11 protein-coding genes are annotated in these 11,803 nt (G+C 47.7%); 1 reads left to right on the plus strand and 10 read right to left on the minus strand.

Translation table 11 applies throughout. The annotated features are described in order from the left end of the window. Nucleotides 1-10 precede the first annotated feature (10 nt). From codA to parE, 10 genes are all read right to left on the minus strand, one after another. Nucleotides 11-1,243: a cytosine deaminase gene (gene codA / locus AOQ57_RS08000; protein WP_093626888.1), complete on the minus strand. Its 1,233-nt coding sequence runs from the start codon at nt 1,241-1,243 to the stop codon at nt 11-13. A gap of 2 nt (nt 1,244-1,245) precedes the next feature. Continuing rightward, nucleotides 1,246-2,601 carry a cytosine permease gene (locus AOQ57_RS08005; protein WP_093626890.1) on the minus strand — a complete coding sequence of 452 codons (1,356 nt, stop codon included), beginning with the start codon at nt 2,599-2,601 and terminating at the stop codon, nt 1,246-1,248. Nucleotides 2,602-2,779: 178 nt separating this feature from the next. Beyond that, a complete protein-coding gene (locus tag AOQ57_RS08010) occupies nt 2,780-3,262 on the minus strand; it encodes a GAF domain-containing protein (RefSeq protein ID WP_093626892.1) in 483 nt (160 codons plus the stop codon). 11 nt (nt 3,263-3,273) lie between these two features. Beyond that, nucleotides 3,274-3,765, minus strand: a complete 492-nt coding sequence (locus AOQ57_RS08015) for a GNAT family N-acetyltransferase (RefSeq protein ID WP_093626894.1) — start codon at nt 3,763-3,765, stop codon at nt 3,274-3,276. Nucleotides 3,766-3,865: 100 nt separating this feature from the next. Further along, entirely contained in the window at nt 3,866-4,291 is a 426-nt protein-coding gene (gene msrB, locus AOQ57_RS08020) for a peptide-methionine (R)-S-oxide reductase MsrB (RefSeq protein ID WP_093626896.1), read from the minus strand. 10 nt (nt 4,292-4,301) lie between these two features. Further along, the gene (locus tag AOQ57_RS08025) at nt 4,302-4,694 is read right to left on the minus strand and encodes an iron-sulfur cluster biosynthesis family protein (protein WP_093626898.1); all 393 of its coding nucleotides are present in this window, start codon (nt 4,692-4,694) and stop codon (nt 4,302-4,304) included. Between the two features lie 130 nt (nt 4,695-4,824). Further along, complete coding sequence (locus AOQ57_RS08030) at nt 4,825-5,757, minus strand: manganese-dependent inorganic pyrophosphatase (RefSeq protein ID WP_093626900.1); 933 nt, start codon at nt 5,755-5,757, stop codon at nt 4,825-4,827. Between the two features lie 107 nt (nt 5,758-5,864). Next, nucleotides 5,865-6,374: a DUF1440 domain-containing protein gene (locus AOQ57_RS08035; protein ID WP_093626902.1), complete on the minus strand. Its 510-nt coding sequence runs from the start codon at nt 6,372-6,374 to the stop codon at nt 5,865-5,867. A 66-nt stretch (nt 6,375-6,440) separates the two neighbouring features. After that, on the minus strand, nt 6,441-8,927 hold the full coding sequence (gene parC, locus AOQ57_RS08040) for a DNA topoisomerase IV subunit A (protein WP_439950847.1): 2,487 nt from the start codon (nt 8,925-8,927) through the stop codon (nt 6,441-6,443). Between the two features lie 9 nt (nt 8,928-8,936). Then, nucleotides 8,937-10,937 (minus strand): DNA topoisomerase IV subunit B, encoded by a 2,001-nt coding sequence (gene parE / locus AOQ57_RS08045; protein WP_093626906.1) that lies wholly within the window; start codon nt 10,935-10,937, stop codon nt 8,937-8,939. A 233-nt stretch (nt 10,938-11,170) separates the two neighbouring features. Between parE and plsY the strand changes: the two genes are divergently transcribed. Next, nucleotides 11,171-11,782, plus strand: a complete 612-nt coding sequence (plsY, locus tag AOQ57_RS08050) for a glycerol-3-phosphate 1-O-acyltransferase PlsY (RefSeq protein WP_093626908.1) — start codon at nt 11,171-11,173, stop codon at nt 11,780-11,782. Nucleotides 11,783-11,803: the final 21 nt, after the last annotated feature.

Below are 11,803 nucleotides of genomic sequence, written 5' to 3' on the forward strand. Positions count from 1 at the left end.
CCATAATATATCAATGAAGAGTCGTGTGGGCAGGTATCGTCTCGGCCAGAACCCGACCGTGACGGATGTTGTACAAAACTTCCACGTGGCGGTTCAGGGTCTGGTAGAAGTTTTGCTCATTAAGTAAAATACAATCACCTGGTTTTCCAACCTCAATTCCATACTGATCTTCAATATGCAGGGTCTTAGCGGCGTTCGTAGTAACGAACTTATAAGAGTTCTGTAACTGTGAGTAGCCCATCATATGGGTTACATAAACCCCCATTGAAACAACATCCAACATATTACCATCGCCCAATGGATTCCATGGGTCCTGAACGTCGTCTTCCCCAAACGAAACGTTAATTCCAGCCGCATCTAGTTCTTTAACCCGGGTGACCCCCCGCCGTTTTGGATAGGTATCAAATCGGCCACCCAGGTGAACATTGACCAGTGGGTTGGCGACAAAGTTGAGCCCACTCATCTTTAAAAGTCGGAAGAGTTTGTAGGTATAGGCGTCGTTATATGACCCCATCGCCGTAGTATGGCTGGCCGTCACCCGATCACCCATCTGACGTTCGTACGCCTCGGTGGCCAGTACCTCTAAATGCCGTGACATCGGGTCGTCAATCTCATCGCAGTGAACATCAACTAGCTTGTCGTACTTGTCAGCCAGGGCCATTAAAAAGTGTACTGATTGCCAGCCATATTCGGTTGAAAATTCAAAGTGCGGAATTCCTCCCACCACATCCAAACCTTCCTTAACCGCCTGCTCCATTAACTGCTTACCATTCGGAAAGCTTAAAATTCCCTCTTGGGGAAAGGCTACTAATTGAAGATCAACTTGATCCTTTAGGTCGTGTTTAAGTTCCAAGAGTGCCTGAGCGGCAATCAAGTGGGGATCGGTTACGTCGACATGGGAACGAACGTGTTGAATTCCGTGTCCTACCATCTTCATAATTGTCTGCTTAGCACGTCTCTTGACATCTTCTTTAGTTAGCGACTTCTTGCGCTCACTCCAAATTCGAATCCCGTCAAACAACGTTCCCGTTTCGTTATACTCTGGCTGGCCGGCCGTTAGCGTAGCGTCCAGGTGAACGTGAGAGTCAATGAAGGGCGGTAGTAACAGCTTTTCTTGACCATCAATAACTTGTTCGTTAGGCCGAACCTTAATCCCTGCCTTAATGGCGGTAAATTGGCCATCGGTAATCTGAACATCAACCAGGTCAGCTTGGTTATTGACATGAACGTTTTTAATTAACATACTTAACCCCTTTGCAATTTTGACAATCCCATGTACAGGAGGCCTGAGACTAGCATATCAACGAAGGTAATCCCAATTGAATTAACGAAAAATTCCTGGTTCCTAAACGTTAAAAAGATCACCACTCCAACAATGAAGGTGATGATAGCGGCTGGATTAACACCCCTCCTATACCAGTAGCGGCCATTTACCTGGCCCAATTCTGCAACTTGATAGTGGCGTTTTGCCTTCCAGTAAAAGTCGGTACAGATAATTGCAATCGTCGGCCCCAGGACCATCGCTACGTAATCAAGGAAGCTTTCAAAGGTGTCTAAAAATGAACCTACAAACATCGGGATGAAGGTAACAATTGTCGCTAAACTAACTACCAGCCATAGAGCGCTTTTCAGGCTAATCTTCGGGAAAATGTTTGATAAGGCCGAACCCGCCCCTAACAAGTTAACGGCATTAGCCGTCATTGAGGTAAGGATGATTACCAACAGGGCGACAATCCCTAGGCCTAGTTTAGCTGCGATCGTACTTGGGTCAGAATTATTGGCATTGTAAACGCCAGAGATAATAGCAATTGAAATCGTTGAAATCAGACCGATAAAGGCAAACCAAAGTACCCCGACCATTGCCCCAACAAAGGGCGAAATAATTGAGTTCATCCGGCTCGCAGTAAAGCGAGTAAAATCGGCCCCGGCCGTTACCCAAGCAAGATTAAAGGCCGCCACGTAGTCAACAGCTGCTCCAGTAGCCATCCTTTGCTTTGCCGGTACTGACCAATGGGCAATCTCAGCTAACGAAACCGTCTTGAATACCGCCACAGACTCCCAAACCACAAAGACTAAAACCAAGATAATACCAAGCCGTTCGATTAACTGAATTGAACGGGAGCCCGCGGAAATTGAGAGGATGTGCAAGACGCTCATCACAACGATCCCAACCACAAGGCCCTTCCAGCCGCCAGATTTACCAAAGCTTGGCCAACCCCATAACTGAGTAAAAATCAACCCCACCGATTGGGCGGCAATGAAGGTATTGACGGCTGTCCAGCCAATGAACTGAGTGATGTTGACTAATGATGGCAGGTAACTTCCCCGCTCCCCAAAGGAGGCTCGTGATAAAGTCATTGTCGAAAGGCCGGTCTTATAACCCATGTAGCCAACTAAGCTTAAAAAGACGTACGAGAGTGCTGATGAAATGACCAAGACCTTCATTGCCACGGCAAAGCCACAGGCGGCTAAAACGCCCCCCACAAACCAGGTCCCATTGTTAGCATTGGCCCCCACCCAGGTGGCAAACATATCCCACCAATTAGTGTGGCGCGCTGCTAATGGAATCTGGTTACTGTTTGTTTGCTGTTGTTCTTCCATGTTGTCCCCCTTAGACGTCAAAAACCCCCGCACCAGGGGCGGGGGTTACTCGTGGCGAGGACAACAAAATCGTCCACGCTTACTTTCAGCCTTCGCCGCCTCACTGGACTGCGTTAAAGACTTCGATATATTGACATATTCGTTTTCAAATTATAACTAACACTTCTGATCCTGTCAATTAGGCCTTGGGTAGGAAAAGTGGCGCCAGTTTCTCAAGTCCCGTTCGATCATCTTGATCAAAACGCGCCAACTTTGGGCTATCTATGTCTAGGACCCCCCATAACTGGCCATTTGCAAAGATTGGAACCACGATTTCTGAGTTTGATGACGTATCACAGGCAATGTGACCGGTAAATCGGTGAACATCTTCTACAACCTGGGTAGTCCTTGTTTGAGCAGCCGTACCACAGACACCACTCCCAAAGGCAATGTGTACATAGGCTACTTGACCCTGGAAGTGTACATAGGCTACTTGACCCTGGAAGGGTCCCAAAATTAACTCACCATTCTTAACCCGATAAAAACCGGCAAAGTTAACGTCTGCCAAGCCATTGAAGAGGAGAGCCGCTAAATTACTTGCATTGGCAATCCAATCGTTCTCTCCTTCAAATAGGGCCCTTGCTTGTTGATACAGTAATTGGTAATCCGCTTGTTTTGTCATCCAGGTTCTCCTTAATCGTATCGTTTACCGTAAATAACTAGATCCTGGGTCCTGTCTGGAAAGGTTGCCACCCGGGGAAACAATCCCCACTTTTGAAAGCTAAATTTCTTGAAGAGGGCTTGACTAGCCTGGTTTTCACCAAAGATGTAGGCAACCAGCGCCGTAATCCCATGGTCTTTAATCTGCCCTTCAAGAAAGTTCAGTGCCCTTGTCCCAATACCCTGGTGACGAACAACCTGGTCAAAATATATTGTGACCTCAGCGGTATGGCGATATGCCGCCAGGCCATAAAAAGGCTTCAATCCAACCCAACCGATCACCCGGTTATCATCTTTAGCTACCCAGAGGGGGTACTGATCATTAAAGGAGTCTAGCCAGGCTTGCCGCTCTTCAATCGTAACTGGTGATATGTCAGCCGTCACCGTATGGGAGGCAATCGCTTGGTTGTAGATGGCAACGATCACTGGTAAATCCGCTTTTGTTGCCCTTTGAAAGGTTATCATCAGGAAGTGCTCCTTTTTTCATCGTTTTCTAAGTATACATCCTCGCTAATAAAGGAAAGGAGCGGGACACTATTTGTATTTGTCACCGTTCCCTACGATTTTATTCAAATAACCACTGATACTGCTCGTACCCGGCTGCTTCTAACTCAGCAACCGGAATGAAACGTAGGGCCGCTGAGTTAATACAATAACGTAATCCCCCACGGTCCACGGGACCATCGGTAAAGACATGTCCTAGGTGGGAATCAGCCTCTTTGGATCGAACCTCCGTACGCTCCATACCAAAGGACTGGTCGCGCTTCGTAGTTAATTCGCTAACCGGTTTAGTGAAGGATGGCCAGCCACAACCTGCATCGTACTTATCCCGGGATGAAAAAAGTGGTTCGCCAGACACAACGTCGACGTAGAGCCCCTCATCATAAAAGTCATCATACCTACCGGTGAATGGACGTTCAGTAGCCGCTTCTTGGGTAACGGCAAATTGGGTTGGTGTTAGCTTCTTAAGTCTTTCTTGCTTCTTGTCCATCAAAGGCTCCCTAACAGTCGTGTGTCGTAGCCTGACGAACGACGGTATCCACAGGTTCTGTGACATCTAAAATTTCAACACTGTCAGTTAAGACCCCCTGCGGTGAGGTTAGTGCCATTGTGAAATAGGTTGGATTAAAGCGCAACTCCATTCCCGCTGAGTATTGCGGAGCGTCAAACCCCTTATAATAAACATCCCCAAGGTTGGATGGGAAGTGAGCATCAAAGTCAGGTAAGACCACGTCCTTAGCGATAAAAATTAGCTTGTAATTGGCGGCTAGAGAACAATTTCCCACCTTCGAAAACGGTCCAACTCCATCATCGTAGTCTAAAATGATCCTCTTGTCTGGTGAAAGGTAACGGGCTATCCGTTCTTTGACGTCATCGGTAAAGGTCAAATCCATTTGAATCACTCCTTCGCTTATACGTATCATTCTATTAACCACCAGTTTACCCTTATTTAAAGTAGGTTCAACTTTGATGCCTAAAAAATCCCCGCTTCAAAATGAAGACGGGGATCTAATTTTGAAAAAATTAACCTTCAAAGGCCTTAGTTAGTGGTGGAACCACTTGCTTCTTACGAGAAACAACGCCTGGCAAATTCATTCGTTTCTGATCGTTTAACTTCTTGTCAAAGGCTTCTTCAACCTTATCAAGATTGTCACCAAGGACCAGGAGGTCAGAGTCGCTGTTCAAAATGTTAGTAACGATTAGGACGAAGGTGTCATAGCCATTTTCATCCATCAGGGATTGCATAGCGGCCTCAATCCCTTCCTGACGAGAGAAAACATCGTCTAGGTCAACCGTGTTAACCTGGCCAATCCGCACCTTGGTGTCACTTAATTCAAAGGTCTTTGCGTCACCATCAACGATCTCTTCATCACCCTTGGCTGCTAAGTTGGTGCCAGCCTTTAACATCTTGAGGCCATATTCTTCGTAGTCAACCCCAGCAACCTTAGCTAGGTATTTGACAGCTTCACCATCATGATCGGTAGTCGTTGGTGACTTAAGCAACAGGGTATCAGAAATGATAGCCGACAGCATCATTCCGGCTAAGTTTTGCGGAATGTCGATGTGTGCAGCTTGGAACAGTTCTGTAATGATCGTGGATACACAACCGTACGGGCGCATAGTTACCCATAGCGGTTGGGCCGTATTGAAGTCAGCCAGACGATGGTGATCAATTAAGTGGGTAACCGTCACCTTGTCCAAATCAGCAACACTTTGCTGGGGTTCATTGTGGTCGACCAACATTACTGAATCAACTTCGTTTGCGACCGTCTCAACAACCCGGGGTGCTTCCATCCCGAATTCCTTAAGGGCGTACTTGGTTTCATCATTAACCTCACCCAAGGCCACGGCTTCCGTTTCATAACCCAGTTGGTTTTGATAGTAGGAAAAGGCCATTGCCGCGGCAATCGTATCCGTATCTGGCTTTTGGTGTCCAAAAACTAATTCTTTGCTCATGTCTAGGATTCCTCCTCAAATTTAACGAATTTAACTTCGCTGATACAATTTATTTTAGCATGCAGGATAAGACTGTGCATCAGTTTTTGAAAGAAGACCGGCACAGCCTAGCCTTTCTTCGCCTCGGTCAATCGCCGGTATAGTTCGCGACCAACAATATCATTGGTCCACATCCAGGCAATATGGCCTAGGGCTTCGGAAAGGTGTTCTTCTTTAGGCTGATCCTTTGCCTTCGGGACGGTTCCCATCTCCGGCATAACCCCTAAGTGAAAGGCCACCCATACTGCCAGGCCAAAGATTGTCCCGTACCCCTTCTTAAGGTACTGAGAGTTTTCTACCAGGACCTCATAAATGATTCCAAAAGAAACCGAGAAACCAAAGTGTACTAAAAATGAAACCCACGGCATTTCGTGACCAGAAAAAGAGTAAGTTGAATGCGTCACTCGGGCCGGAACTCCCATTTGTTCCAGTAAGCGCTGGGGTGGGTTGGTGGCGTCACGTTCTGGTGTTCGCGGCGGTAAAATATTCTCCCACCCTAGTTTTACGAGGCCTGAGAGCAAACCAGCTGCTGTTCCAGCTTTTATCGCTGCTTTTAAGTTAAAGTTTTCTGCCTTCATTTTCACACACCTCTTATTTTGACCAAGTGCTTGCACACGATCATTATAAACTCGCTTAGGGATGATTCACAATAATTCTAACTTGTCCGGTTGTACCTCTCCTTCCACCTTGGTAACCAGTTTTTTCCGCAAGCTAACCGGAATTCCCTGGGTATCGGTGTCGACAACAAAGGTCCCATTAGATTGAGCTGTTCCTAGGTGGTGATCAGTGACCAAAACATCCTGGAAGGCCGGCCGGTTAGTGATAATTTCAAGGGCGCCAGTGTAATCGACCGGGAAGGTTAAGAAAGCTACCACTTGGTGAGGACTCTTTTTTAAGCGGTGCAAGACGAGGTTTCCTCGTCTTGCCCGGGCTCCAACTTCAAGGTCCTTAACGGCCATTTCCTTGAAGGCCCCTCGTTGAGTTACTAACGCTAAGGTCTGGCTGTCATTAGTCAACGCCATTCCGACCAGCTCATCGTCATCCTTCAGGTTAATTGCTCGTACCCCAGCAGTTCGGACACCGGTTTGTGGAACATCATCGGTAGTAAAGCGCAAGGCGTATCCTTCCCGGCTAATCGCAAGAATTGATTGGCTTTCTTGTAACGGAGTAAAGTATTCAACACTAACCACTTGGCTGTCCCCGCGGAGCTTAATGGCCACCGAAGCGTGGGTCTTGTAGCGCGACCCTGGCTGATAATCACTAAGGGCGCTTTGTTTTATTTGACCGTCAGAGGTAGCAAAGAAAAAGGATCCTGGTAAGTCTAATTTTTCAAAGATAATCGCCTTAATGATTAATTCATCCTCATCCAGGTCAATTGTTTGTGAGAGGTGTTCACCAGTGTCCTTCCAGCGGGTATCAATCAACTCGTGAACCGGCCGGTAAATGAACCGTCCCTTATTGGTGAACATATACAGGTGACTCAAGGTGGTTGCCTGCTCCAGGAGGATTGGGTAATCATCCTCACGTAAACCATTTTCAGTTAACTCAGAGGCCTTAAAGGACCGCAAGGAAGAGCGCTTGATGTAGCCGGCTGCGGAGACCAGCACCATTACGTCTTCGTTGGCCACTGTCACCCGGGTATCAACCGTCAGCTTTTGTACCTGGTCTTCAATCTGGGTCCGGCGGGGATTTGCAAATTCCTTTTTAAGTACCTGCATCTCCCGCTTCAAGACACGGTCTAGGGTCTTTTCGTCGGTCAAAATTTGCTTAAACTTGGTAATTCGCTCCGTCAGTTTAGCCTGTTCTTGCTCCAAGGCCGTTACATCAGTGTTAGTTAGCCGGTACAGCTGTAAAGCAACAATTGCCTCGGCTTGGGTGGTAGTGAAGTCATAGGACTTTACCAGGTTTTGCTGAGCATCCTTACGATTCTTAGAGGCCCGAATTGTGGTAATTACCTGATCCAGAATCGAGAGGGCCTTGATCAACCCTTCGACAATGTGTAAGCGACTCTGAGCTCGGTGAAGGTCAAATTTGGTCCGGCGGATAATAACCTCTTTTTGAAAGGCTAGGTAGGAGGCCAGGTAGTGCTTGAGGCCTACACGAACTGGGCGCTGATTATCAATTGCAACCATATTGAAGTTGTAATTAATCTGTAGGTCCGTGTTCTTAAGGAGGTAATTCAAGACCCCCTGGGCATCGACACCTCGCTTGAGCTCAATTGCAATTCGCAGCCCAGTCCGATCAGTTTCGTCACGGGCGTCTGCGATCCCCTCAACTTTCTTATTCAGCCGTAAGTCAGTGATCCGTTTCATCAGCTGAGCCTTGTTAACCTCGTACGGGATTTCGGTGACCACAATCTGCTCACGGCCCCCCCGCAGGGTTTCAATGCTGGTCTTGGCCCGGACAACAATCCGTCCTCGCCCTGTTTGGTAAGCCTTCTTAATTCCGTCCTTACCCTGGATGATGGCCCCGGTTGGGAAGTCCGGTCCCGGCACAAAGGCCATCAGGTCATCCAAGCTAGCGTTGGGGTGACCCAAAAGGTAGATTAAAGCATCAATCAATTCCCCCAGATTATGAGTCGGAATTTCTGTTGCGTATCCAGCTGAGATCCCAGTTGCTCCGTTAACAAAGAGGTTTGGGATTCGTGAGGGTAAGACAACCGGCTCTTTTTCGGTATCATCAAAGTTGAGGGTCATTTCGACCGTATCTTTATCGATGTCTTCAAGCATCCGGCTAGCAATCTTAGACAAGCGAGCTTCAGTATAACGCATGGCTGCTGCTGGATCTCCGTCCATCGAACCGTTATTACCGTGCATTTCAATCAAAGGCTCACGAAGTTTCCAATCCTGACTTAAGCGAACCAGAGCTTCGTAAATCGACGAATCTCCATGGGGATGGAAGTTACCCATAACGTTCCCAACCGACTTAGCGGACTTACGAAAGCCCTTATCATAGGTATTGCCATCCTTATTCATTGCAAATAAGATTCGGCGCTGAACCGGTTTTAAGCCGTCCCGAATGTCCGGAAGGGCCCGTTCTTGAATGATCGATTTGGAGTAGCGGCCAAAGCGGTCGCCCATAATTTGTTCGAGGGTTAGTTCCTCAATACGTGTGTCAGGCACAGGCGTCATCCTTTCTCTTTATTCATTCCAAGTCGTGACTGTCGGGGTCATCACTTGACCCTTAGCTTCCACTAAGGCATCTGCTTCTTCATCGTCACTCATGGTAAATTGAACGTTTTGGTCGATCCACTCTCGCCGTGGTTCAACCTTATTCCCCATCAAGGTGGTAATCCGCTTTTCAGCCAGTTCAGCGTCTTCAATCCGGACTCGAATCAGCGTCCGTGTCTCTGGGTTCATGGTTGTTTCCCATAGCTGATCGGCGTTCATTTCCCCCAATCCCTTGAAACGTTGTAAGGAGGTCCCCTTACTTCTATTTTTAGTTAACTTGGTTAACTCATCGTTGGTCCATGCGTAAGTGATTTTAGTGTTTTTACCGCTTCCTTTTTGCAAGCGATACAGCGGTGGCATAGCGATATAAACTCGTCCAGCCTCAATCATCGGTCGCATGTACTTATAAAAGAAGGTTAATAGTAGGATCTGAATATGAGCCCCATCATCATCAGCATCCGTCATGATGATAATCTTGTCATAATTAGCGTCATCAACCTTAAACTCGGCTCCTACACCGGCCCCCACTGTATAGATAATTGTGTTTAGCTCTTCGTTTTTCAAAACGTCATCGAGCCGGGCCTTTTCGGTGTTTAAGACCTTTCCACGCAAGGGTAGAATCGCCTGAAATTTGCGATCCCGCCCTTGCTTGGCGCTTCCACCGGCAGAATCACCTTCGACCAAGAAGAGCTCGTTTTTAGCACTGTTCTTGGACTGGGCCGGTGTTAACTTACCAGACAGGTTGCGCTCCTTGCGCCCCTTACGTTTCCCAGAGCGGGATTGGTCCCGGGCCTTGCGGGCGGCTTCCCGAGCCTGGCGAGCTCGTAATGATTTTTTGATCAGCATCTGGGCCAGGTCGCCGTTTTCCATCAAAGCGTAACCTAATTGATCGGAAACTACGGTATCAACAATCTTACGGGCCTCAGGCGTTCCGAGCTTATCTTTAGTTTGTCCTTCAAATTGCAAGATCGCCTCTGGGATCCGGACAGAAACAACGGCCGTCAGTCCCTCACGTACATCGGAACCCTCAAGGTTTTTATCACGTTCCTTTAGCAGACCAACCTTCCGGGCATACTCGTTGAAAGTCTTGGTCCACGCTCCCCTGAAACCAACCTCATGGGTCCCTCCCCCGGGAGTCCGAACATTGTTGACAAAGCTCAATAGGTTTTCAGAATAACCATCATTGTACTGGGCGGCCACGTCGACCTCGACCCCATCTTGGGTTCCAGTGAAGGAAAAGATCTTACCTAAGGTGTCCTTGTCTTCATTTAAATAGGCCACAAAATCGTCAATCCCATTTTCAAACTTGAAGACTTCTTCTTGTTCCATTCCCTCGCGTTTATCGGTTAGGGTGATTTTAACTCCCTTAAGCAAGAAGGCCGATTCCCGTAGCCGCCGGGCAAGGGTTTGGTAATCATAAACGGTAGTTGAAAAGATTTGCGGGTCTGGCTTAAAGGTCACTGTCGTTCCAGAACCCGCCCGGGTGTTACCTAGCTCCTTTAGGGTTCCCACTGGATGGCCCCCATCGCGGAACTTTTCCTGGTAGCGGACATGGTCACGTACAATCGTCAAGGTAAGGTGTGATGATAGGGCGTTGACAACCGATGCTCCCACCCCGTGAAGTCCCCCGGAGGTCTTATAACCATCAGCTTGGCCAAACTTTCCCCCCGCATGTAAGACGGTCATGATTACTTCCGGAGTAGGTTTACCGCTAGCGTGCATTCCAACTGGCATCCCCCGTCCGTGGTCCTGGACGGTAATGGCGTTATCTTTTTCAATCGTGACGTTGATCTCATCACCAAAGCCAGAGAGAGCCTCATCGACAGCGTTGTCGACAATTTCATATACCAGGTGGTGGAGACCATGGGTATCGGTAGAACCGATGTACATCCCGGGCCGCTTGCGAACCGCCTCCAATCCTTCTAGGATTTTAATCGAGGATGAGTCGTATTTATATTCTTCTTGTGCCACAAAGGGGCCTCCTCACATTTCGGATTTGCATTCATGCATTCGATTTTTTATCATAGCTAACTCCAGCCGCAATTTCAATTGATCTTTTGAATTGACGGTCAGGCGCCCTAACGAAATCGTTCCTTTGATAGTGTAGCACAGGGAAGCGGCTTTTATCAAACACCCGTTCCCTTATGGCCGAACCGAGGAAAAGATGCTATGATAGATGGGTTATAATTTAAAGGAGCGTCTATATGCTGAAAATTATTGTAATGGTCGTTATTGCCTACTTGCTGGGTTCAATCCCGTCGGGGCTTTGGATCGGCCAACGTTTCTATAATAAGGATATCCGCCAACTTGGCAGTGGGAACATCGGAACAACCAATACTTTCCGGGTTCTGGGTCCTAAGGCGGGGACGGTCGTCTTATTGATGGACATCTTGAAAGGGACTTTGGCAGCCAGCCAGCCCTACCTCTTCCATAGTAACGTCAACCCCCTCTTGATCGGGATTTTTGCCTCACTTGGCCATACGGTTTCGATTTTTGATCACTTCCATGGGGGTAAGGCGGTGGCTACCTCAGCCGGGATCCTCTTAGCCTACAACCCATTAATGTTCTTACTGGCCTCAGCTATCTTTGTGACTGTTCTCCTGCTTACTTCGATGGCATCAGCGGCCTCAATAATTGGGATCACCAGCATCTTTGTGATTGCCTTAGTTATTCACGACTATATCTTGGCCACCGTTGCTGGAATCTTAACCGTTGTGGTTATCATGAGACATCGAAGCAATATTGTCCGGATTCTTCATGGTCAAGAATCAATGGTTTCATTTGGCCTGGGCCACTATTTAAAAAATCGAAAGTAAAGAAAAAGGAGTAACCAGAAG

The sequence above is a fragment of the Limosilactobacillus gorillae genome, from assembly GCF_001293735.1.
GTDB lineage: Bacteria > Bacillota > Bacilli > Lactobacillales > Lactobacillaceae > Limosilactobacillus > Limosilactobacillus gorillae.

Excerpts from the sequence above, each read along its gene's own strand:
- codA (WP_093626888.1), bottom strand. The coding sequence starts at position 1,243 with ATGTTAATTAAAAACGTTCATGTCAATAACCAAGCTGACCTGGTTGAT.
- AOQ57_RS08005 (WP_093626890.1), bottom strand. The coding sequence starts at position 2,601 with ATGGAAGAACAACAGCAAACAAACAGTAACCAGATTCCATTAGCAGCG.
- AOQ57_RS08010 (WP_093626892.1), bottom strand. The coding sequence starts at position 3,262 with ATGACAAAACAAGCGGATTACCAATTACTGTATCAACAAGCAAGGGCC.
- AOQ57_RS08015 (WP_093626894.1), bottom strand. The coding sequence starts at position 3,765 with ATGATAACCTTTCAAAGGGCAACAAAAGCGGATTTACCAGTGATCGTT.
- msrB (WP_093626896.1), bottom strand. The coding sequence starts at position 4,291 with ATGGACAAGAAGCAAGAAAGACTTAAGAAGCTAACACCAACCCAATTT.
- AOQ57_RS08025 (WP_093626898.1), bottom strand. The coding sequence starts at position 4,694 with ATGGATTTGACCTTTACCGATGACGTCAAAGAACGGATAGCCCGTTAC.
- AOQ57_RS08030 (WP_093626900.1), bottom strand. The coding sequence starts at position 5,757 with ATGAGCAAAGAATTAGTTTTTGGACACCAAAAGCCAGATACGGATACG.
- AOQ57_RS08035 (WP_093626902.1), bottom strand. The coding sequence starts at position 6,374 with ATGAAGGCAGAAAACTTTAACTTAAAAGCAGCGATAAAAGCTGGAACA.
- parC (WP_439950847.1), bottom strand. The coding sequence starts at position 8,927 with ATGACGCCTGTGCCTGACACACGTATTGAGGAACTAACCCTCGAACAA.
- plsY (WP_093626908.1), top strand. The coding sequence starts at position 11,171 with ATGCTGAAAATTATTGTAATGGTCGTTATTGCCTACTTGCTGGGTTCA.